General features: G+C 68.4%; 21 protein-coding genes. 7 read left to right on the top strand and 14 right to left on the bottom strand.

From position 1 onward, the window contains the following. Positions 1–45 precede the first annotated feature (45 nt). Positions 46–912 carry an AraC family transcriptional regulator gene (locus ACULK4_RS02925; RefSeq protein WP_445964959.1) on the bottom strand — a complete coding sequence of 289 codons (867 nt, stop codon included), beginning with the start codon at positions 910–912 and terminating at the stop codon, positions 46–48. Positions 913–1,089: 177 nt separating this feature from the next. Here ACULK4_RS02925 and ACULK4_RS02920 point away from each other — a divergent pair, with 177 nt between their 5' ends. After that, complete coding sequence (locus ACULK4_RS02920; RefSeq protein ID WP_445964958.1) at positions 1,090–1,710, top strand: dihydrofolate reductase family protein; 621 nt, start codon at positions 1,090–1,092, stop codon at positions 1,708–1,710. Positions 1,711–1,728: 18 nt separating this feature from the next. Here the strand turns inward: ACULK4_RS02920 and ACULK4_RS02915 are convergent, their stop codons facing one another. Beyond that, complete coding sequence (locus ACULK4_RS02915) at positions 1,729–2,637, bottom strand: hypothetical protein (RefSeq protein WP_445964957.1); 909 nt, start codon at positions 2,635–2,637, stop codon at positions 1,729–1,731. Positions 2,638–2,844: 207 nt separating this feature from the next. Between ACULK4_RS02915 and ACULK4_RS02910 the strand changes: the two genes are divergently transcribed. Further along, positions 2,845–3,867 carry an LLM class flavin-dependent oxidoreductase gene (locus ACULK4_RS02910; protein WP_445964956.1) on the top strand — a complete coding sequence of 341 codons (1,023 nt, stop codon included), beginning with the start codon at positions 2,845–2,847 and terminating at the stop codon, positions 3,865–3,867. Positions 3,868–3,909: 42 nt separating this feature from the next. Here the strand turns inward: ACULK4_RS02910 and ACULK4_RS02905 are convergent, their stop codons facing one another. Genes ACULK4_RS02905 through ACULK4_RS02895 form a run of 3 tightly spaced genes read right to left on the bottom strand, consistent with a single transcriptional unit; the run spans position 3,910 to position 8,530 of the window. Beyond that, entirely contained in the window at positions 3,910–5,520 is a 1,611-nt protein-coding gene (locus tag ACULK4_RS02905) for a thiamine pyrophosphate-binding protein (RefSeq protein WP_445965195.1), read from the bottom strand. Between the two features lie 20 nt (positions 5,521–5,540). Then, on the bottom strand, positions 5,541–7,211 hold the full coding sequence (locus ACULK4_RS02900; protein WP_445964955.1) for an amidohydrolase: 1,671 nt from the start codon (positions 7,209–7,211) through the stop codon (positions 5,541–5,543). Further along, entirely contained in the window at positions 7,208–8,530 is a 1,323-nt protein-coding gene (locus tag ACULK4_RS02895) for an MFS transporter (protein WP_445964954.1), read from the bottom strand. The genes ACULK4_RS02900 and ACULK4_RS02895 overlap by 4 nt, the downstream gene beginning before the upstream one ends. A 270-nt stretch (positions 8,531–8,800) precedes the next feature. Between ACULK4_RS02895 and ACULK4_RS02890 the strand changes: the two genes are divergently transcribed. Beyond that, entirely contained in the window at positions 8,801–9,715 is a 915-nt protein-coding gene (locus tag ACULK4_RS02890; protein ID WP_445964953.1) for an Lrp/AsnC family transcriptional regulator, read from the top strand. 54 nt (positions 9,716–9,769) lie between these two features. Here ACULK4_RS02890 and ACULK4_RS02885 read toward each other — a convergent pair whose 3' ends face one another. Continuing rightward, on the bottom strand, positions 9,770–10,102 hold the full coding sequence (locus ACULK4_RS02885; RefSeq protein ID WP_445964952.1) for a hypothetical protein: 333 nt from the start codon (positions 10,100–10,102) through the stop codon (positions 9,770–9,772). 91 nt (positions 10,103–10,193) lie between these two features. Here ACULK4_RS02885 and ACULK4_RS02880 point away from each other — a divergent pair, with 91 nt between their 5' ends. Further along, the gene (locus ACULK4_RS02880; protein WP_445964951.1) at positions 10,194–11,555 is read left to right on the top strand and encodes a helix-turn-helix domain-containing protein; all 1,362 of its coding nucleotides are present in this window, start codon (positions 10,194–10,196) and stop codon (positions 11,553–11,555) included. Here ACULK4_RS02880 and ACULK4_RS02875 read toward each other — a convergent pair. Further along, positions 11,552–12,046, bottom strand: a complete 495-nt coding sequence (locus ACULK4_RS02875; protein WP_445964950.1) for a nucleoside deaminase — start codon at positions 12,044–12,046, stop codon at positions 11,552–11,554. The genes ACULK4_RS02880 and ACULK4_RS02875 overlap by 4 nt on opposite strands. A 57-nt stretch (positions 12,047–12,103) precedes the next feature. Between ACULK4_RS02875 and ACULK4_RS02870 the strand changes: the two genes are divergently transcribed. Further along, positions 12,104–12,517 (top strand): VOC family protein, encoded by a 414-nt coding sequence (locus tag ACULK4_RS02870; RefSeq protein ID WP_445964949.1) that lies wholly within the window; start codon positions 12,104–12,106, stop codon positions 12,515–12,517. A 175-nt stretch (positions 12,518–12,692) separates the two neighbouring features. Here ACULK4_RS02870 and ACULK4_RS02865 read toward each other — a convergent pair whose 3' ends face one another. The 3 genes from ACULK4_RS02865 to ACULK4_RS02855 all read right to left on the bottom strand — a co-directional run bounded on the left by ACULK4_RS02865 (position 12,693) and on the right by ACULK4_RS02855 (position 14,944). Then, positions 12,693–13,940: an RNA polymerase sigma factor gene (locus ACULK4_RS02865; RefSeq protein ID WP_445964948.1), complete on the bottom strand. Its 1,248-nt coding sequence runs from the start codon at positions 13,938–13,940 to the stop codon at positions 12,693–12,695. Positions 13,941–13,954: 14 nt separating this feature from the next. Beyond that, the gene (locus tag ACULK4_RS02860; RefSeq protein ID WP_445964947.1) at positions 13,955–14,305 is read right to left on the bottom strand and encodes a YciI family protein; all 351 of its coding nucleotides are present in this window, start codon (positions 14,303–14,305) and stop codon (positions 13,955–13,957) included. Positions 14,306–14,587: 282 nt separating this feature from the next. After that, positions 14,588–14,944, bottom strand: a complete 357-nt coding sequence (locus tag ACULK4_RS02855; RefSeq protein WP_445964946.1) for a YciI family protein — start codon at positions 14,942–14,944, stop codon at positions 14,588–14,590. Between the two features lie 548 nt (positions 14,945–15,492). Here ACULK4_RS02855 and ACULK4_RS02850 point away from each other — a divergent pair. Continuing rightward, positions 15,493–16,083, top strand: a complete 591-nt coding sequence (locus ACULK4_RS02850; RefSeq protein ID WP_445964945.1) for a hypothetical protein — start codon at positions 15,493–15,495, stop codon at positions 16,081–16,083. Between the two features lie 544 nt (positions 16,084–16,627). On the opposite strand, the gene nrdF is transcribed toward ACULK4_RS02850, so the two are convergent. The 4 genes from nrdF to nrdH are packed head-to-tail and all read right to left on the bottom strand — an operon-like array spanning position 16,628 to position 20,549. Then, positions 16,628–17,647: a class 1b ribonucleoside-diphosphate reductase subunit beta gene (nrdF, locus tag ACULK4_RS02845; protein WP_445964944.1), complete on the bottom strand. Its 1,020-nt coding sequence runs from the start codon at positions 17,645–17,647 to the stop codon at positions 16,628–16,630. 49 nt (positions 17,648–17,696) lie between these two features. Beyond that, positions 17,697–19,802 (bottom strand): class 1b ribonucleoside-diphosphate reductase subunit alpha, encoded by a 2,106-nt coding sequence (nrdE, locus tag ACULK4_RS02840; protein ID WP_445964943.1) that lies wholly within the window; start codon positions 19,800–19,802, stop codon positions 17,697–17,699. A gap of 35 nt (positions 19,803–19,837) precedes the next feature. Further along, on the bottom strand, positions 19,838–20,263 hold the full coding sequence (gene nrdI / locus ACULK4_RS02835; protein ID WP_445964942.1) for a class Ib ribonucleoside-diphosphate reductase assembly flavoprotein NrdI: 426 nt from the start codon (positions 20,261–20,263) through the stop codon (positions 19,838–19,840). 52 nt (positions 20,264–20,315) lie between these two features. Then, positions 20,316–20,549, bottom strand: coding sequence for a glutaredoxin-like protein NrdH (gene nrdH / locus ACULK4_RS02830; protein WP_445964941.1), 234 nt, complete (start codon positions 20,547–20,549; stop codon positions 20,316–20,318). A gap of 471 nt (positions 20,550–21,020) precedes the next feature. On the opposite strand from nrdH, the gene ACULK4_RS02825 reads away from it, so the two are divergent. Next, a complete protein-coding gene (locus ACULK4_RS02825) occupies positions 21,021–21,896 on the top strand; it encodes a hypothetical protein (protein ID WP_445964940.1) in 876 nt (291 codons plus the stop codon). Positions 21,897–21,944: the final 48 nt, after the last annotated feature.

Below are 21,944 nucleotides of genomic sequence, written 5' to 3'. Positions count from 1 at the left end.
CCCGCGCATCGCCAGTCCGGCCGAGGCAGGTCGACGCGATTCACCTCAGGCGCGCTCGACCGGCAACCACAGCTCGGTGGTCGCGCTGCTGAAGTCGGCGGCGCGTTCGAGCACGGCCACCATCGACGGGCCGGGCCGCAACCGCCAGGGGTTGGACGGGAACCAGTCGGAGGCGGTCGCCGCCCACGTGGCCTGCAGTTCGGCCGGGTACGCCCCTGACGTGCGGAAGACCGCCCACGCGCCGGCTGGGACCTCGATCGCGTCGAGGTCGCCGGGTACCGACGTTCCTGCGGCGACGGCGACACCGTGCAGGTACGTCAGCTCACTCCCCTCGGTGTAGTCCGGATCGACATCAGCGCTCACCTGCAGCAGTCCCGCCGGCTCGGTGTTGCTCAACTGCTTCAGGCGCAGGTGCTCCGCCTCCGGCAGCGACGCGAGGTGCGCCCGGATGTGCGGGTTGGGTCCGTGGTGAATGAGCGGCACGCGTGCGGTGTGGCCGACGAGCAGGAAGGCCGGTCGATCGGCGATGCGAGTGTCCATGGTGGTGTTCCCTTCAACGGTCAGGCGGAACCTGAGGTGTGGTTGAGTGCGAAGGGGGCCACCGTCTCGGCGCACGTCGCCGGGCGAGACGCCGTGCACCGCGCGGAACGCGCGGTTGAAGGCTTCGGTCGAGCCGTATCCGAAGCGCACCGCGATGCCCAGCAGATCGCCACCCGTGAGCACCTCGGATGCCGCGACCGTCATGCGCCGTCGTCGGATGTACTCGGACAGCGGCATGCCCGCGAGCGACGAGAACATCCGGCGCAGGTGGTACTCCGTCGTGCCGACGTCGCCTGCCAGATCGGCGAGGTCGAGCTCCTCGGTGAGGTGCTCCTCGACGAAGTCGACGAGTCGGTTCAACGCTGCGATCACGGCGGCCCTCCTTTCGGCATCCAGCCTGCTCATCGGCTCGGGCGCACACCCCACTATCGCGGTTCGATTCGGTCGGGTTCCACGGACGCCGTGACGCGTGCTCTCGCGGGGTTCCCTACGAGAGCGACAGCTCCCGACGCGCTAGTTTGGGGCCATCTCAAGGCAGAGGAGCGCCACATGGGCAAGGTGGTCATGTACGCCTCGGTGTCGGTGGACGGCTTCATCGCGGACGAGCACGACGAGCCCGGACCGCTGTTCGACTGGTTGACCAGCGGTGACGTCCCGTTGGACGAGAGCGGCGTGTTGACGGTGTCGCAGGCGTCGTTCGACTACGTCCGCCCGTACTGGGACCAGATCGGCGTGACGATCGCCGGCCGCCACGTCTTCGACCTCACGGACGGCTGGGACGGGACGCCTCCGAGCGGGATCGACCACGTGGTCGTCGTGACGCACCGGCCGCAGCCCGAGGGCTGGGACCCCGAGGCGCCGTTCCACTTCGTCGACGGCGTCGAGGCAGCCGTGGCCACGGCGCAGGAGCTCGCGGGTGACCGCATCGTCGAGGTCGCCGCCGGCGACGTCGGTGGGCAGGTGCTGGCCGCGGGCCTGGTCGACGAGGTGCGGATGGACGTCGTCCCCGTCGTGTTCGGGTCAGGCAAGCGCTACTTCGGGTCGGTCCACGCGCAGCACCTGTTGGAGGATCCCGACGTGGTGATCCAGGGCGACCGGGTGCTTCACCTGCGCTATCGGGTGCGCAGTACCTCGCATCGACCGGAAGCCGGTGAGCACGCCACGCAGTGAGCTCAGGATCGGAACTCGTCAGCGCGCCTGACCCGCATGGGCCCGGACCATGTCCTCCAAGGACCGCTGGTCCTGGATCGGGGTCGACCGTGGGTAGCTCGTCGTGAGGAAGTGCTGCGCGAAGGGGAAGCACGCCGCCGAGAAGGGCGACTCGGCCAGGAACTCCGTGCCGAACGTGTTCCGCTCGATGACGACCGAGTCCAGCGGCAGGTGCAGCGCCTGGCTCATCTCGCCGGGGTCGAACACCAGGCCGAACGGCTCCGACCCCGCGTGGGCGAGCCGTCCGCCGTAGTCGACGGACAGGTTGCCCTCGACCCACAACCGCTGGTCGAGGGGCCGCATGGCGCCGTCCGCCAGGCGAACTCTGAGCGCCAGGTCGTTCGGACGTTCCCGGCTTCGGACGTCGACGATCACTTCGCCGGCGTGCGAGGTCGTGACGAGCGCCCGGTCCGTGGTCGAGGCGGAGAAGCCCTGACCGGGGTCGTAGTTGATGGTGTTGGATTCGTAGTCGCAGATCACCCAGGTCAGCATCCCGGTTCGCAGGTTCTCCGCGATCAGGTACAGCTCGACGCGAGCGCCCCAGAAGACCGAGGCGTGGACGTTGAACGCGCCGAGGATCGCACAGGTGCGCGGAGCGTCGCCCTCGAACATCGAGGTCGCGACGAGGCGATAGCCCGACGGCAGCATCCGGTTCGCGGCGGCCTCGTCGCCGATCTCGTACGCCAGGAAAGTGCAGTACGGCTCCACGACGAACCCCATGTACTCCGGACCGCGGGCCTTCGAGACGATCCAGCGCTGTACCCGCAGCGGCAGCCGTGCGAGCATCTCGGCTCGTCCGTACAGCGCGGCGACGCCCTTGGGCGTGATCGAGTCCTCCGTGCTACCGATGAACCGTCGCAACTCCGACCGGGCGATCCGCGATTCCATGCCGCAACGCTAAGCGCCTGCGATCGACCGCGAATCGTCCAGATGATTGACGCTCCGCGGTCTTCCAGTTGCCTGGTCCGCGCGCCCTCGCGCATAGCGGGTTCAGGCGGCGCCACCCGAGCTCGTCGTCGTCAGTGCCGTCAGGCCGCGGGCCGCGCGCGGCACCGCCCCCGGAATGCCCCGCCGCGCCAGGCGTTGGAGCCCTGTATGAAGCGCATCGGTTTCCTCTCGTTCGGCCACTGGTCGAACTCGCCCGGCTCGCAGACGCGATCGGCGTCCGACGTGCTGCTGCAGTCGATCGACCTCGCGGTCGCGGCCGAGGAGGTCGGTGCCGACGGCGCCTACTTCCGGGTGCACCACTACGCGAACCAGCTCGCCAGCCCGTTCCCCCTCCTCGCGGCGGCCGGCGCGAAGACCAGTCGCATCGAGCTCGGCACGGGCGTGATCGACATGCGCTACGAGAACCCGCTGTACATGGCCGAGGACGCCGGCGCCGCCGACCTCATCGCGGGCGGCCGCCTGCAGCTGGGCATCTCGCGCGGGTCGCCCGAGCAGGTCATCGAGGGCTACCGCTACTTCGGCTACGAGGCGCCCGAGGGCTCCACCATGGCCGACGTCGCCCGGAACAACGCGACGGTCTTCCTGAAGGTCATCGACGGGGCGCGGTTCGCCGAGCCGAACCCGCGCCCGATGTTCCCGAACCCGCACCCAGGGCCGCTCGGCATCCAGCCGCAGTCGCCCGGCCTGCGCGACCGCATCTGGTGGGGCGCCGGCTCCGACTCGACCGCCGTGTGGGCGGCCGAGCAGGGCATGAACCTGATGAGTTCGACGCTCAAGGAGGATGAGTCGGGCGAGCCCTTCCACGTGCAGCAGCGCAAGCAGATCGAGGCGTTCCGCGCGGCCTGGGCCGAGGCAGGGCACGAGCGGGAGCCGCGGGTCTCGGTGAGCCGGTCGATCTTCGCCATCGTGAACGACCTCGACCGACGGTACTTCATCGGCGGTGGCGACCGGTCGGACCAGTTCGGTGTGATCGACGACTTCCGCGCCGTCTTCGGCCGCAGCTACGCCGCGGAACCCGATGTGCTCATCGAGCAGTTGCGCGAAGACGAGGCGATCGCCGCCGCCGACACCCTGCTGCTCACCGTGCCGAACCAGTTGGGCGTCGACTACAACGCGCACGTGCTCGAGTCGATCCTGACGCACGTCGCGCCTGCGCTGGGCTGGCGGTAGCGAGGGCTGGACCGGTCGGCGCGGAGCGTGCCGCCGCGGCGCCTACTCGCGGAAGTGCACCAGTTGCACTCCCCCATCCGCGATCGCCGAACGGATGGCGCTGCCGAGCTCTGCGCGGTCGGCAACGGTTCGACCCGTGGCACCGAAAGCATCCGCGAGCGCCGCCCAGTCGGGCTGCACCAGGTCGACTCCGATGGGCTGGATGCCGCGGTCGACCTCGTTCTGCCGGATCTCGGCATACCCGCCGTTGTCGACGCAGACGATGGTCAGGTCGAGCCGCTGCTCGACCGCGGTGACGAGCTCGTTGACCGCGAACATCAGCGCGCCGTCGCCGAGCACGGCCACCACGGGTCGATCAACCTGCGCGACGCGCGCGCCGATCGCGGCCGGGAGGCCGTATCCGAGCGTCGCGTACGTCGGCGTGTAGAGCAGCGAATGCGGGCGCGAGCATTCGAGCATGTTCGCCAGCGCCAGGTAGATGATCTGCGACGAGTCGCCGGCGACGATGACGTCGTCAGGCAGGGCCTCCGCGATCTGCTCGGCGAGCGCGACGGTGTCGGGTGCCGTCGAACGGATCTCGTCGGCGATCGCGTGGCGGGCCGTGGAGAGGTCGGGCGACGGTCGGCCCGGGGCGGGCAGCGTGGCCAGCAGCTCGGCGGTCACGGCAGCGCTGTCGCCCACGATCCCGACGGTCGCCTCGAGGTTCTTATCCAGCTGCGCCGGCGAGCGGTCGACCCGGATGACGCGGCCACCAGCTTGCAGCGACGGCGCCCAGAGCTCGGCTTCACCGAGCTTCGAGCCGAGCACGAGGAGCACGTCGGCCGCCTCGGCGACCGTGCGAGCCGCCGCGAGCCGCAGGTTCGAGCCCAGCGCGAGCGGATGGCGCTCATCGACGGTTCCCTTGCCGTTGAGCGTGGTCAGGACCGGCGCACCGAGCCGTTCGGCGAGCGCGGTGACCTCGGCGGTCGCGCGCGTCGCGCCACCACCCGCGATGACGACCGGCGACGACGCGGAGGCGAGCAGTTCGGCAGCCTGGTGGACCAGGCCCGCGTCGCCGCGGTCTGACGGCGGCGCCGGACGAGCCATCCGTGCGTCCGCCGGCACCTCGGCCGGCGACTCCAGGACGTCGAGGGGGATCTCGATATGCACGGGACGCGGCCGTCCGGTGCGGAACAGCTCGAACGCGTCGTGGACCGCGTCGACGGCCTCGGCGGCCGTCGTCACCCTGCGCGACCACTCGGCGATCGCCCCGACCATGGCCGAGGCGTCCTTCGTCTCATGCAGCGTCCCGACGTCGCGGAACTCCTCGCCGAGCGCGACGCCCGGGGAGAGCACGATGAGCGGCCGCGATTCGCAGAAGGCGGTGCCGATCGCACTCATCGCATTCTGCAGTCCCGGCCCCGACGTCGTGATGACGACGCCCGGCAGCCCGGTCTGCTGCGCCCAGCCGTCGGCGCCGTAGCCGGCGCCCTGCTCGTGCCGGTTGGTCACCGCGCGGATGCCGAGGTCGGCGAGCGGACGGTACAGCTCGAGGTTGTGCGTGCCCGGGATTCCGAAGATCGTCGTCACGCCGTAGGCGCGGATGGTCTCCAGCACGGCCCGGCCGGCGGTGTCGGCGTACGGTGCGGAGAGGTCGACCGGCGCATCCGTCATCGTCATGATCATCCCTTTCGTCAGGCCGCCCGGTGGCGCGGCTCCCCGCCGACCCAGGTCTGGAGCACGGCGATCTCGGCGATCCGCTCGGGCTCGACGGCGAGCGGATCGTCGGCGAGCACCGCGAAGTCCGCGTACTTGCCGACCTCGAGCGAGCCGAGGTCGTCCTCGCGCCCGAGCGAGACCGCACCCTCGTAGGTGTGCGCGCGCAGCGCCGCCAGTGCCGAGATCCGCAGGTCGTCGGATCCCAACTGGCGCCCGCGCCGCGTGACCCGGGTCACGGCGGTCTGGATCGCCTCGAGCGGGATCGGGTCGGCGACCGGGGCATCCGACGAGATGGTGATCGGTACGCCGGCCGCGGCGAACTCGCCGAGCGGATTGAACCGCTCGCCCGGGGTGCCGATGGCGTCCTCGACGCCCTCGCCCCAGTTGTAGTAGTGCTGCGGCTGGTTCACCGGGCGGATGCCGGCCACCGCCATCCTCCCGATCTGCTCGGGGGTCGGCAGCCCGCAGTGCTCGATCCGGTGCCGCGCGTCGTCGTCGGGCCGCTCCGCGAGTGCCGCCTCGACCGCCGAGACGACCATCTCGATCGCGGTCGGCGACTGGGCGTGCGTCGCGGTCTGCAGGCCGGCGCCGTGCGCCTTGCGGATCAGCTCGGCGTACTCGGCGGGCTCGTGGTAGAGCTGCCCGGTGCGGCACGGGTCCCCGACGTATCCGTCCGGGAAGTACGCGGTCCAGCCGCCGAGTGTGCCGTCGGCGTAGAGCTTGATGCCCGCGAAGCTCAGGTGCGCGTTGCCGAACTGCCCGACGAGCCCCATGTCGAGCGCGTCGTCCAGCAGGTGCGAGAGCAGGTACATCGACACGCGCAGCTCGAGCCGTCCGGCCTCCGCGAGCCGCAGGTACATGTCGAACTCGCGCCGCGACACCTGGGCATCGCCGATCGTCGTGACCCCGCCCGCGAGGAACCGCTGGGTCGCGACATCCAGCTGCCGCAGGTGCTCGTCGGGCTCGTCGGCGAGGTGGAAGTTCGGCCCGTGGTGGCCGATCTTCACGCCGTGCACCCCGGTCAGGATGTTGCACGCGGCATCCGACAGCTCACCCGTGAGCTCGCCGTCGGCGTCACGGAAGAACTCGCCGCCCTCCGGGTTCGGGGTGTCGCGGTCGACGCCGTTGATCTCGAGCGTGTACGAGTTCACCACGCCGCCGTGCCCCGACGCGTTCATGAGGTAGACCTGGCGGTCGGTCGCCACCTCATCGAGCTCGAAGCGGGTCGGATGCCGCTGCTCGACGAGATTGCGGTGCTCGTAGCCGTAGCCGCGCACCGGGCGCCCGTCGGGCAGCTCGGCCGCCGCGGCCTTCAGCAGCGCGATGATCTCGGGGATGCTCCCCGCCTTCGCCGGCCCGCAGTCGACCCACGTCATCATCTGCCCGTACATCAGCGGATGCGCGTGCGGGTCGATGAATCCGGGCACGACGACCGCGTCGCCGAGGTCGGTGCGCTCGGGCACCAGCCCGGCGGCTTGGGCCGCGGTCTCGCAGTCGGCCATGGAGCCGATCGCGAGGATGCGTCCGCGGTCGAGGAGCATCGCGGTCGCCGTGGTGGACGCTTGGTCGACGGTGTGGATGGCGCGGGCGATCACGATTCGCGGCGTGACCTGCGCCGGCCGGTCGAAGGCGGTGAGCTTCCTCATGCCGTGCGGGTCGCCGTCGTGTCGGTGCGGGCGTCGAACGATGCCGTGACCGGCGCCTCGTCGGAGTGCTGCGGGGCGAGCTTCGTGCAGATGCCGGCGAGGACGGCCATGCCCGTGAACATGGCGATGACCGACCAGATGCTGCCCGTCCAGGCGATGAGCATCGTGGCGAACCACGGCGAGAAGCCGGCCCAGATCGCGGCGCCGACGCCGTACGACAGCGCGATGGACGTGTAGCGCGCCTGCGGCCGGAACATCTGGGCGAGGAGCGCGGCGATCGGCGCGTAGGTCGCACTCATCGCGATGCGCACGAGCGAGGCGAGCAGGAAGATCAGCGGCTCGATCCGGCCCGGCAGCACCAGCATGAACGGGATGAAGGTGAGGACCGAGGTGACGAGTCCGAGGTACATGATGTTCTTGCGGCCCCACTTGTCGCCGAGCCAGGCGATCGGCAGCGTCACCACGAACTCGACGAACGAGGCGATCGTCATCGCGTCGAGGATGACCTGCGCGCTGAGCGAGATGGGCTCGCCGGTGGCGTAGGCGGTGGCGAACGTGGTGGCGAGGTAGTAGCCGCCGGTCGAGATCGGGAGCAGGCCGATGCCGAGCAGGATCGGCTTCCAGTTGTTCCGGAGCGCGAAGGCGAGCGGCATCGACTGCTTGCGGCCCTCGACCTTCTGCTCGAAGACCGGCGTCTCCTCGACGCGGTAGCGGACCCAGAGGCCGACGCCGATCAGCACGATCGAGAGCAGGAACGGGATGCGCCATCCGCCGTTGATGATGAAGTCGTCGCCGAAGCGCGTCATGATCGCGAACACGCCCGTGGCGAGCAGCGCGCCGGCCGGGTTGCCCAGCTGGGTGAAGCCGCCGTAGAAGGTCTTGGACTTCTCGGGCGCGTGCTCGACGCTCATGAGCACCGCGCCGCCCCACTCGCCGCCGACCGCGAGGCCCTGAAGCGCGCGAAGCAGGATCAGGAGGATGGGTGCCGCGAGGCCGATCGTCTCGTACGTCGGAAGCAGGCCGACCAGGACCGTGGCGATGCCCATGAGCAGCAGGGTGAGCACGAGCGAGAGCTTTCGGCCGAGCTTGTCGCCGATGTGGCCGAAGAGGATGCCACCGAAGGGCCGCACCACGAACGCCACGGCGAAGGTCGCGAACGCGGCCGCCGTCTCGGCGAGCGGGTCGCCGCTCGGGAAGAACAGGGGGCCGAAGACGAGGGCCGCCGCGGTGGCGTAGACGTAGAAGTCGTACCACTCGATGGTGGTGCCGACGAAGGCCGCGAACCCGGCACGCCTGGCCGATCTGTGCGATGTGGTCATGACCGCTCCTTTGCGGGTGGATGCTCCCGGGTCCAAGCGAATCGTGGACGCCGTTCGGGGATGGGCCGCCGACGAGCCGGCGACGCGTGAAGGCTATGACTCCGACGGATGGGCGGCAACTGCGGAACTCCAGCGGAGCGCGTCATCCGCTGGTGTTCTGCATCGCGCACGGCACATTTCGACACTTGGTGCGGACCCGGAAGGCGCTTACGCTGGTGATATGTCCACGGGGTTGCGCGTTCGAAGGAAACTCGGCGGATCGGCCCGAAGGTGGTGAGCTTCGACGCCGATCTCATCCGCGCGCTGCAGGATGACGGCCGCGCGAGCATCCACGACCTCGCACTCCGGCTCGGCCACTCGCGGGCCGCCGTCTCGTCGCGCCTCCGGGCGATGGTGAGGGATGGGACGGTTCGCGTTCTCGCGGCGGTCGATCCCGCGTTCCTGGGCCAGAACGTGCTCGCCCATGTGTCCATCCGAACGGATGGCACGACCGAGCCGGTCGCCGAGCACCTCCGCGGAGTCACCGAGACCGTGCTCGTCTCGGCGGTGGGCGGCGTCCACGACCTCGTCACCGAGATCCGGCTGGGCACCATGCCGGCGCTCCACGCCCTGCTCGCCGAGATCCGCGCGCTGCCGGGCGTCGTCGACATCAACACCCTGATCTACTCGAAGGTGATCAAGGGCTTCTTCGTGTCCGAGTACCGCGGCGGCGTCAGGATCGACGGGATCGACGCCGAGCTCATCGAGCACCTGCAGCGCGACGGTCGCGCGAGCTTCCGAGCACTCGGCGAAGCCGTGCGGCTCTCGCCGTCCGCGGTCGCGACGCGCGTCGAGCGGCTCATCTCGGGCGGCGTCATCAAGATCAGCGCCGTCGAGGCCCGTGGGCTCGCGCAACGGCAGCTCTCGCTCGGCGTCGGGCTGAACCTCTCCGGCAACGACGACGCGGTCATCGAGGCGATCCGCGGATGGCGCGGCATCGACTTCGCGGCCCGCACGCTCGGGCGGTTCGACCTCGTGATGACGCTCGTCGAGCCCTCCCCCGGAGCCCTCTACGAGGCGCTCGAGCGGATCCGCGCCCTGCCGGGCGTGAGCCACACCGAGTCGTGGTTCCATCTCGCGGTGCTGAAGGAGGACTACACCCGGACGCTGCGCGCGGCCGAGGTGATCACCGCGGGGCAGGCGTGAGCTGCATCACCGCGCCACCCACAGCGCGCGCCGTGTTCGTCGTCGTTCGCGAAGTCAGCGCAGGAAGGTCTCGGCCAATCCTTCCGGACCACCATGCCGGCGCCAAGATGCAGCGATCACGCGGTAGGCACGCTCGCCGGCATCCCTGCACACATCACGCACCTCGGGATCCCGCACGACCTCGCCGCACGCCTTGCGCACGGCCGGTCGTCGGAGCAGGACAGCGGCCGAGACCGCCGCTGCAGCCCCGAGGGGGAACAGCATCAGCCAGGGGTTGCTGCCGTTGCGAGTGCGGGCGTCGAACTGCGGCTCGCTCGAATTCGCCCCGGACGAAGGCGTCTCCTGCTCGGACCGCTCCGACCACGTCGGCAGTGCACTCATCGTCATGATGATCTCCCTATAGAGTGGGCTCGTGCGGATGCTAAGTTAGCCCCACATTAGCCTGAGTATAGGCACGAAGTTAGGGTAGGTGTCAAGAGTGGCGACCGAGCGCGCAGTTCCGGAACCCCGTCTGACCGCTCAGGCATCGGTCCTGAAGGCGTGGGGGCGGGAGTGGCGACGCGCCAACGGCAAGGGCCAGCAGGAGCTGGGGCGAATCGCCGGATACGGAAGCGACGAGAGCCCGAAGAGCGCCGCCGTCGCGATCTCCCGCATCGAGTCCGGAAAGACGAACCCGACCGGTCGGTACCGCCAACGTCTCTTGGACGCGCTCGGGCACACGGAGGCCGAACTCGAGGAGGAGACGGAGCGAGCGCTCGCGGCGCTCTCGCGCCCCGGCGTCCTCGCCCGTGCCATGGCCGGGCCGATCTACATCGAGAACGAGGCGAGGCGAGCACAGATCATCGCCTCGTCGAACCTGCTCACCGAACGTGTCACGTTCCAGATCCGCAACTCCGAGCGCACGCTGGAGCGAGCGCGCGATGGATTTGTGCTCCCGTTCCTCGAGACCGCCGCGAGAATCGATTGGCGACTGCGGCTCGATACCCAGGATGCCGGGGCGACCGACGAGACGGCTGGATCCCTCGAGGGCGAGATCAGGGAGCACAGGGCGCAGACGGAGGTCAGCATCCTGAAGGCGATGGCCGAGCGCGCGAACGTCGCGGGCGCCGGGGGCGGGCCGGGTCCAGGAACCGCGGCCGGTGTGTTCGCCGCCCTCTCAGCTGCCGGGACCGCATCGACCGGGACTGCGATCGCCTCGCTCTCCGGCGCGGCTGCCTCCAGCACGACGCTCGCTTGGCTGGGAAGTGGTTCGCTCGCAGCCGGTCGCATGGGCGTAGCGGGCGGCGCGGCGGTCCTGAGCGGCATCGTCGCCTTGCCCGCGCTTCTGGCCATCGGTGGAGTGCTCGTCTGGAAGGGCCGGAAGCTCCGCAAGGAAGCCGAAGCAGAAGCCGAGAAGCTCGATGCCGCGCAGCAGGCGCTGGAGGACATGCAGGACGCCCTCCCGCGCGCGGAGAGGTGGAACGAAGCCCAGCAAGCCATCATCCAGCGCGCTGAGCTGCTCGGACGCACCATCCGATCCCGCTACGCGGAGGCACCTCCGTTCGTCCCAGCAGCCGGGCATGACGCGAGCCGTCGGATCGAGTGGGACGCGCTTTCCCCCGAGGCTCAGCAGGCACTCGAGATCGAGCTCAAGCTGGTCGGCATCATTCTCGACACCCAGGCGCTGCCGGTCTGGCTGGGTGTGACGAGCGTCAGTGAGCCCGACCTCACGGCTTCCCAGGAGAAGACCGCGACCGTGTCAGAAGAGTGGATCGACGAGAGTCTGACACTCGCTCAGTCCGACCTCGACGACCATGAAGGACGGGTCCGGAGCCTCCTGGCCCAAGACTCGCCGAACTAGCGGACCTCGTCGGAGCGAATCGCCTGCTCGATGAGCGACCGCACCTCGGGAACGAGCTCGTCGACCGGCCCCTCGACGGGCAGCCCCGGCGCAACGACGTTGATCGGCAAAGCGGCGACAGCGGATGCCGCGGCGCCGAGCTCTGCGCGCCATCCGCTGATCTGCTCCGCCGACGCCACGTACACGATCCGCCCGAGCCCGACCCACGCGTGCGCCGCCGAGCACATCGGGCAGTGCTCCCCCGACGTGTACACCGTCGCCGCCGCCCGCTCGTCGGCGGTCAGGTTCGCCGCCGCCCAGCGCGCGATCTCGAACTCCGGATGCCGCGTGGCATCCCCCGTCGTCACCTCGCGGTTGCGGTCCTCGAACCGCACCGTGCCGGACGCGTCGACGAGCACCGACCCGAACGGACCGTCGCCGGCATCGAGTGCTTCGCGCGCGAGCTCGACGGCCCGGCGCAGGTGGACGAGGTCGGCCTCGGAGATCGTCATGCGTCCAAGCTAGGCGCGTGCCCGCGCAGATGGCACCCCCGTCCATAGGATGTCCCGGTGCCTCTCTTCGACCACATCGGCATCACCGTCGACGACCTCCCCCGCTCGATCGCCCAGTTCGACCCGGTGATGCAGGCACTCGGCTGCACCCGGCAGGACGCCGACAACGGCGTGTCCTGGTACCTCGGCGAGGAGGAGCTGATCCTCTTCCCCGCCCGCGAGCCGGGCACCGGCCCGCACCGCCACGGCCAGGTCGGATGGCAGCACCTCGCCTTCCCCGTCGACTCGCGCGCCGAGGTCGATCGCCTTCATGCGATCGCGATGGATGCCGGGTGGACGGCCGTGAGCGGGCCGAAGCCGTTCCCGCGCTTCAACGACCGCTACTACGCATCCTTCGTCGAGGACGAGAACGGCATCCGCCTCGAGTTCATGTACAACCCGCCGCGGCAGCAGCCACTTGCCGCGGGATGATCAGACGTGCACGACCTCGATATCGCCCCAGGCGGGCGATGCCGCAGGAGAAGTTGGCGCGTACGCGAAGCGTTCGACGCGCCTCGATCAGTGGCGGCATGGCGCGCGAAGTCAACGTGGTGATGCCGTCGTCCGAACCGCCGCTGCTGAGCACGGGTGCCGAGGCGAGCCCGCCTCAGCGATCGACCCGCGCCTCCAGCAGGCGCCGCTCGGCGTCGTTCGCCGTGAGTTGCAGGGCGCACAGGTCCTCGGCCATCGCCTCGTCCCGACGGCCCAGGTGCCGAAGCATCCGCGCGCGCACGGCGTGCCAGAGGTGATATCCCGTGAGGGCGCGTCCGAGCGCATCAACCTCGTCCAGTGCCGCCTGCGGTCCGTCGACCTCAGCGAGCGCCACCGCGCGGTTCAGCCGTACGACCGGCGAGCGGTCGTACGCCAGCAGCATGTCGTAGAGCGTGAGCACCTGGAGCCAGTCGGTGTCGCCGCCGTCGCGCGTATCGGAGTGGCATGCGGCGATCGCCGCGTGCAACTGCCATCGCCCCGGGCGTCGTAGCATCGCCGCCTTCTCGAGCACTGCCTGTGCCTCGGCGATCAGTCGGCGATCCCACCGCGCCCGGTCCTGATCGGCGAGCAGGACGAGCTCTCCATCGACGGCGCGTGCCCCTTCGCGTGCTCGATGGAACAGCAGCAGTGCGAGCAGTCCCTGCGCCTCCGCCTCGCGCGGCAGTTGGTGTGCGACGACGCGCGCGAGCCACAGGGCGTCGTCGGCGAGGTCGCGGTCCGCGGCCGCGTCTCCGCCTGCGACCAGGTGGGCCTCGCTGTACATCACGGAGACGACGGTCAGGACGATATCCAGGCGCGCGGCCCGCTCGGATCCCTCGGGGATCCGCAGGGGGATGCCGGTGGCACCGATCTTCCGCTTGGCCCGCACGATCCGCTGCGCGACTGTCGATTCCGGGGCCAGGGTGGCTCGCGCGATCTGCGCGGTCGTGAGGCCGCAGATCGCACGGAGCGTCAGAGCGAGCTGCGCGTCCGGGGAGATAGCGGGGTGACAGCAGCCGAACAGGAGCGGCAGTCGCTCGTCGGGCTCGCCGGTGAGCGGTGCAGCCTCGGCTGGATCGGCGAGCAGGGCCAACTTCTCGCGGTACCGCTTCTCGCGCCGCAAGCGGTCGAGGGCGTTGTGGCGGGCCGCCTGCGTCAGCCAACCCCCGGGATTGGGGGGCACCCCGCGCGTTCGCCACTGGCGCACGGCCTCCTCGATCGCCTCGGCGACCGACTCCTCTGCAAGGTCGAGGCTCCCGAGCCATCCCGTGAGCGCCGCGACGATCCGCGCGGACTCCTCGCGGATCACCCTCGCGAGGAGTTGATCGGATGCCGCGGCGTGGGCCTGGCCTGACTCCGCTGCCGCGGGATCCGTTTCGTTCACGGCTCGATGCGGCTCTAGTAGACGACGATCGGGTGGATCTCGACCGCAACGCCGGGCAGCGCGAGCAGCGGCCATGTCTTGACGATGGCGATCGCCGCGTCGAGGTCGGGCACGTCGATCACCTGGAATCCGCCGATGACCTCCCTCGCCTCCGAGAACGGCCCGTCGGCCACGACCGGCTCTTCGCCGCCGTACCTGACCGTGGTCGCGGTGGTGACCGGCTGCAGTTGGGCGCCGGACTCGGTCATCACCTCGCTGTGCATGCCGAACCAGTCGTAGGTGCGGCGATAGGCCTGCTCGACGTGCTCAGGCGACGCCGCTGCGTCGAGTTCGGGCGTGGTTGTGAACATGATGACGTACTTCACGGTCGTGTCCTTCCGTCATGGGAACGGTTTCACCCCTACAGCGAACGGGCAAGCCCGAATTCGACACGAACCGCTTCGGAGAGATTCTCCTTGGCCCGGGTGAACCGTGCCGGCATCGAAGGCGGGGACATCAGAAAGGCCTGGGCTGCGACGTCGAGGTCTACCGCGACGCGCACCGTGGCGGAAGCACGCGGGCCCGCTCGGGGCGGTGGGCCTGCACCAGCGCGGCAGCGACCGCGTCCGCCTGCATGGCGGACGCGGTCGGCTCGTCGCGGGGAGCGATCAGAACGGGTTCGTCGACGGGTCCACGATCGGGCGAACCTCGACGCCGCCGCCGGAGGCCGGGCACAGCTTGCCGATCTCGACGGCGTGGTCGAGGTCGCGCGCCTCGACGACGTAGTAGCCGAGGAGGGCCTCCTTGCTCTGGACGAACGGCCCGTCCGTCACCGTGCCGCCGCCCGTGATCGTGGTCGCCGTCGTCACGGGCGCGAGAGCTCCCCCGCCAGTCAGGGACCCACCCAGCTCGGAGACCTGCTTGGTGAACGTGTTGTGCGCGTCGACCACCGCGGCCCACCCCTCGAGCGGCATGGTCTCGTAGAAGGCCGGGTCTTCGAAGATGAGGATCGCATACTGTGACATGGAAGTGCCTCCTGCACTGGGTCGCGGGCCGGCCTGTCCGGCTCCGTCAAAGTGACAGCGAACACCCGGCCGCCAAATCGACAATCAGGCCGTAACTCGTTTCGGGCGAATCCCACCCCGGGCTGTCGGGGCACAGTCGGGGGCAGCAAGTTCCTGAACGCCGTCGAGTGGTGGACGCGCGAGCCGAGACTGCGGAAAACGGTGCACTCCCGTGCGGCAGGAGTCTCGGGTGCGGAAACCGACAAACTCACATCTTCGACACAGCCGCCCGCAAGCCGGTCGGCTGCCGTGCGCGAAGAGTGAAGTGTTGATCTCAGGGATGCGATCACGCCGCGCGTCTACAACGCCCTGGCGCGTGCAATCACCTTGTCGGGGTCCGGCTTGCGGGATCTATGCATCCACGTGGCGGTCGGTCGATCAGCGCTGGCATCCACGAACTGGAAGCGATAGCTTGCGGCCATGACCATGCGATGGGGCCAGGTATTGCGTGCTTCCCTGCCGACCCCGGCCGGGGCTTGCGCGATCGGGACGTCGACGGGTGGATCCTGATGACACTCACGCTCCTGCCTGGGGAGTCAATCGGTCTCACGACCAAGGCAAATGCGATTGTCGTGCCGAGCGAGTACGGATTGTCGCGATTCGCGACAGATCAACTCCTCGGCGTTGTCGGCATGGCGAATCGTGAGTCGATCGGCGGTCACCTGCACGTCACCAACATGCGCTTGGCGTTCGAGGCGCATGCCCTCAACCGCCTTAAGGGTGTCTTGTCGGTTCCAATTCCCGCGATCACCGCCGCAGCGAAGTATCGGTCGGGGCTCGCAGTCGGGGTCGAAATTGAAACGGCCGCGGCGCGACTTCAGTTCGTGAGCTGGTCAGCCGAAAGAGTGCTCGCCACTCTCGCCAAGGCTCGACGAGAGTTCGGCGCTAACGAGCAGGCTGCGCTTGCTTCTGTCGGCCGGGCTATCGAAGACATGCGCGTGCGCCCCAATGTCGAGGCCGCGAACATCCTCGCGACGGTGGGAATCGAGCTCTCAGGCGGGATGCCCTCGTGGGTTGAGGCCCTGAGCCTGATCGAGTGGCGAAGTTCGGCACGCCCCCCGGTGCGCGCTGAGGATCCCGACCAAGCTCCGGAACGTTGACACTTCGGTGGCTGCAGAGCCACCGAACAGTTGCACGAATGCCCCCCAGGTGTACGGCGGCCCGTGAACGGTCCGCGCCTGATACGCGCCAACGGACCGCCTATGCGCCAGGGCCGGTGCGTCAGCACCATGCGGGCACGTCTCGCAGAATGACCCGCCCGCGTCAATCTCGCACTGCGGGGCCTCACCTGGAACGCATCCTGAGGCCGGCCGGGAGCGACCCGTCGACGATCAGCCTGGGTAAAGGCGCGCCGGAAGGCACGCCTCGATGCGGGCGATGGTCCGCAGATCCGGCCAGGAATCGCCCGCGAGAACGTGCCGAAGGGTGCCCTCGTCCACGCCCACGTCCCGAGCGACCGATCCGGACGCTGTCAGGAGATTCGGCTTCTCCCGAGGTCCGCGCCGTCTCAGACCGCCTCACAGCGAGCCTGCGTGAATCCCAGCATTCCCATGGCTCAAGTACCTCGATCAGGGTCAGGAACTCTGAATCGGGTCAACTTCGATGTATCCGTGGGTCAGCTACCGTGACGTCTCACACCAATGCTCAGAAGTCCCAGTCCTCGTCTTCCGTCACGACCGCTTTGCCGATCACGTACGACGAGCCCGATCCCGAGAAGAAGTCGTGGTTCTCGTCGGCGTTCGGCGAGAGGGCCGCGAGGATCGCGGGGTTCACGTCGGTGACGGTCTTCGGGAACATCGGCTCGTAGCCGAGGTTCATGAGGGCCTTGTTGGCGTTGTAATGCAGGAACTTCTTGACGTCTTCGGTGAGGCCGACGCCGTCGTAGAGGTCCTGGGTGTACTGCACCTCGTTGTCGTAGAGCTCGTAGAGCAGCGAGAACGTGTAGTCCTTCAGCTCGTCGCGCTCGGCCTGGGAGATCCGCTCGAGGCCCTTCTGGAACTTGTAGCCGATGTAGTACCCGTGCACGGCCTCGTCGCGGATGATGAGGCGGATCAGGTCGGCCGTGTTCGTGAGCTTCGCCCGCGACGACCAGTGCATGGGCAGGTAGAAGCCGGAGTAGAACAGGAACGATTCGAGCAGCGTCGAAGCGACCTTGCGCTTCAGCGGCGAGTCGCCCTGGTAGTACTCCATGACGATTGCGGCCTTCTTCTGCAGGTTCGGGTTCTCGACCGACCAGCGGAAGGCGTCGTCGATGTCCTTCGTCGAGCACAGCGTCGAGAAGATCGACGAGTAGCTCTTCGCGTGCACCGACTCCATGAACGCGATGTTCGTGTACACCGCCTCCTCGTGCGGGGTGATCGCGTCGGGGATGAGCGACACCGCACCGACTGTGCCCTGGATCGTGTCGAGCAGCGTCAGGCCCGTGAACACCCGCATCGTGAGCTGCTGCTCCTCGGGCGTGAGCGTGTTCCACGACTGGATGTCGTTCGACAGCGGCACCTTCTCCGGCAGCCAGAAGTTGTTCACCAGGCGGTTCCAGACCTCGAGGTCCTTGTCGTCCTGGATGCGGTTCCAGTTGATCGCGTTGACGTGGTCGACCAGCTTGACCTTGCCCTGGTGGGCGGGGTCGTTCGTCGCCGAGTTGACCGGGTCGGTGAGGGTCATGTCAGTTCCTTCTGAAGCGGATGTCGCGAACGGATGTGGATGCCGGGGATCAGAGCGCGCAGCTGACGCACATCTCGAGCTCCGTGCCCTCGAGGGCCATCTGGCGAAGCCGGATGTAGTAGATGGTCTTGATGCCCTTCTTCCACGCGTAGATCTGCGCGCGGTTGATGTCGCGGGTCGTCGCGGTGTCCTTGAAGAAGAGGGTGAGCGAGAGGCCCTGGTCGACGTGCTGCGTCGCCGCAGCGTACGTGTCGATGACCTTCTCGTAGCCGATCTCGTACGCGTCCTGGTAGTACTCGAGGTTGTCGTTCGTCATGAACGCCGCCGGGTAGTAGACGCGACCGAGCTTGCCTTCCTTGCGGATCTCGATCTTCGACGCGATCGGGTGGATCGACGCCGTCGAGTTGTTGATGTACGAGATCGAGCCGGTCGGCGGCACTGCCTGCAGGTTCTGGTTGTAGATGCCGTGCTTCTGGATCGACTCCTTCAGCTCCTGCCAGTCGTGCTGCGTCGGGATGTGCACGCCGGCGTCGGCGAAGAGCTCGATCACCTTCGGGGTCGAGGGCACCCACGCGGCATCCGTGTACTTGTCGAAGAACTCGCCCGACGCGTACTTCGAATCCCAGAAGCCGTCGAACACCTCGCCGCGCTCGATCGCGATGTTGTTCGACGCCTTCAGCGCGTGGAACAGCACCGTGTAGAAGTAGATGTTCGTGAAGTCGACGCCCTCGTCGCTGCCGTAGAAGATGCGCTCGCGGGCGAGGTAGCCGTGCAGGTTCATCTGGCCGAGGCCGATGGCGTGCGACTTGTCGTTGCCGTCTTCGATGGAACGCACCGACGCGATGTGCGACATGTTCGACACGGCGGTGAGGCCACGGATGGCGGTCTCGACCGTCTTGCCGAAGTCCGGCGAGTCCATGGTGTGCGCGATGTTCAGCGATCCCAGGTTGCAGGAGATGTCCTTGCCGATCTGGTTGTAGCTGAGGTCTTCGTTGTAGGTCGTCGGGGTGTTGACCTGCAGGATCTCCGAGCACAGGTTCGACATGTTGATGCGGCCCTTGATCGGGTTGGCCTTGTTCACCGTGTCTTCGAACACGATGTACGGGTAGCCCGACTCGAACTGGATCTCGGCGATCGTCTGGAAGAAGTCGCGCGCGTTGATCTTCGTCTTCTTGATGCGCGGGTCGTCGACCATGGCGCGGTAGTTCTCGGTGAGCGGCACGTCGCCGAACGGCTTGCCGTACACGCGCTCGACGTCGTACGGCGAGAACAGGTACATGTCCTCGTTGTTCTTCGCGAGCTCGAACGTGATGTCGGGGATGACGACACCGAGCGACAGCGTCTTGATGCGGATCTTCTCGTCGGCGTTCTCGCGCTTGGTGTCGAGGAACCGCATGATGTCGGGGTGGTGCGCCGAGAGGTACACCGCGCCGGCGCCCTGGCGCGCGCCGAGCTGGTTGGCGTAGCTGAACGAGTCCTCGAGCAGCTTCATGACCGGGATGATGCCGCTGGACTGGTTCTCGATCTGCTTGATCGGCGCACCCGACTCGCGGATGTTCGAGAGCAGCAGCGCCACGCCGCCGCCGCGCTTCGACAGCTGCAGCGACGAGTTGATGCCGCGCGAGATCGACTCCATGTTGTCTTCGATGCGGAGCAGGAAGCACGAGACGAGCTCGCCGCGCTGCGCCTTGCCCGTGTTGAGGAACGTGGGCGTCGCCGGCTGGAAGCGGCCGCCGATGATCTCCTCGACGAGGTCGATCGCGAGCTGCTCGTCGCCCTGCGCGAGGCCGAGCGCGGTCATCACGACGCGGTCTTCGAAGCGCTCGAGGTACCGCTTGCCGTCGAAGGTCTTCAGCGTGTAGCTCGTGTAGTACTTGAACGCGCCGAGGAACGTCTCGAAGCGGAACTTCTTCGAGTACGCCAGGTCGTTGAGCTTCTGGATGAACTCGAACGAGTACATCTCGAGCACCTCGGGCTCGTAGTACTCCTTCTCGACGAGGTAGTCGAGGCGCTCCTTCAGCGAGTGGAAGAAGACCGTGTTCTGGTTGACGTGCTGCAGGAAGTACTCCCGCGCCGCCTCCCGGTCCTTCTCGAACTGGATCTTCCCGTCCGGCCCGTACAGGTTCAGCATCGCGTTGAGGGCGTGGTAATCCATGCCCGCGTTGCTGCTGCGCGGTGCGTCGATGACGCTCACGCCACTGTCGCTTCCGGATGCTGCTGCGTTGACCAAAATGCGTCCAATCCCTCGTCGACGGCGCGAACGTCGTCGGGTGTTCCGAATACTTCGAAGCGATACAGGTGCGGCACGCCGGTCTTCCCGGCGATGATGTCGCCGGCGAGGCCGTAGGCCGTACCGAAGTTGGTGTTGCCGGCGGCGATGACGCCGCGGATGAGCGCGCGGTTGCGCGGATCGTTCAAGAACCTGATGACCTGTTTCGGCACGGCGCCCTTGCCGTCGCCTCCGCCGTAGGTCGGGACGACGAGCACGTACGGCTCGTCGGCGACGAGCGGGGCATCGCTCGCGTGGAGCGGGATGCGCGCCGCCGGTCGCCCGAGCTTCTCGATGAAGCGGGCGGTGTTGCCCGACACGCTCGAGAAGTAGATCAGGTTCGTCATGGTTGCTCCTGGTGCTGCATCACGACCCCCCGGTCGTCAGCTGCCGGGAGCGTTACGCCAGCCGCGTGGCCAGCTCGTCGATCTTGTCGGGGCGGAAGCCCGACCAGTGGTCTTCGTCGGTGATGACGACCGGGGCCTGCAGGTAGCCGAGCTCCTTGACCGCGGCGAGCGCGGTCTCGTCCTGCGACAGGTCGAGCACCTCGTACTCGATGCCCTTGCTGTCGAGGGCGCGGTACGTGGCGTTGCACTGCACGCACGAAGGCTTCGTGTAGACCGTGACCGTCATCTCTGTGACCCCTCTTTCCATGGCTCCCGAGGAGCCGATTCCCCCGTGTTGCTTCGGTCCTTCGATACTACATCTAGTGGCTGAGCAAATGCACGACCACAAGATGATGTAGTTACATTCGTGTAGTTTTCCACCGGGTTCTCCCCAGCCTGTGCACAACCCGCACGGCCCCTGACCTGCGGATTCTCGCGGGTGCCCGACACGTTCTCCACAGGCCCGCTCGTTCGAGCGGATTCCGCCTGTGGAGGGATTCCGGGCGTGTCGTCGGCGTGTCGAGCTCCCCCGACATCTGGGCCCCCTCGCCCCGCCGACCCCAACATGTGGTGTTGTGGCAGCAATGCTTCCACCACCCACCGACATTCCGGTGACGGATGCCACGGCGCGTCGCGCCCAGCCCGTGGCATCCGCCCCCCACTTCGCGGGCCGCCGCCGCCCTACCGTTCTCTGCGCCCGCGGGTGAGACTGGAGGCGATGCCCCTTCCACTGCCGCGAACCCGTCGCGCCCGGCTCATCGCCGGCGGCGCCGCCGTCACCGTGCTCGTGGGCGGGCTCGCCATCGGCGCGCAGGCTGCAACGGCCGCGGCATCCACCGACCTCGACGCGGCGCTGTCGACGGCCGCCACGACGGTCGCCGACGCGCGCGACCGCTACGACGCGCTCATCGCCGAGCAGGAGGCAGCGAACGAACGACTCGAGACGACCGAGACGACCGTGCTCGACCAGTCGAGCCGCGACACGCTCGCCGCGGCGCTCGACGAGACCGAGCAGCGCAGCGTCGCCGCGCGCGCCGAGATCGAAGCCGCCGAGACCGTGCTCGAGCAGGGCGAGGGCGTCGACCCGTCGATCTTCGCGTTCGGTGCGCCGCAGCGCGACGCCGCCGCCGATGTCGAGGCGCTCGAGTTCGACGACCTCGACCGGTTCGAGGAGAGCGTCGCCGCCCTCGACGCGCCCGTCGAGGAACTGGCCGCCGCGGTCGCCGCGTGGGACGAGCGCCAGGCGCTCATCGCGAGCGCGAGCTACGCCAACCACGTCTGGGCGAGCGGCTGGTACCCCGAGCTCGACGCGTGCAAGGGGTCCGTCGACCTCACCGCGCGCTACGACGACGTGCCGACCATCGCCGAGCACTGGTCGTGCGGCGGCAAGGACTTCCCCGACGACCCGGGCACCGTCATCCGCCTCACCGGGGTGCACGAGGGCGTCTACCGGGTCGAGGGCATCGTGAAGATGCTCGACCAGGACACGGCGACGTCGAACGACCTGCCCCGCGGATACGACCTCATCTACCAGACGTGCCAGAACGGGCAGTCGTCGTCGATGTCGATCACGGCGCTCACCAAGATCGGCTGAGCGTCTCCTCCGCCCCCTATCGCGCGCGGTCGCACGGCGGCTAGCCTG

The organism is Agromyces selenitireducens (genome assembly GCF_052748465.2).
The sequence above is the reverse complement of the archived record's forward strand: the minus strand, read 5'-3'. Positions and strand labels throughout refer to the sequence as shown.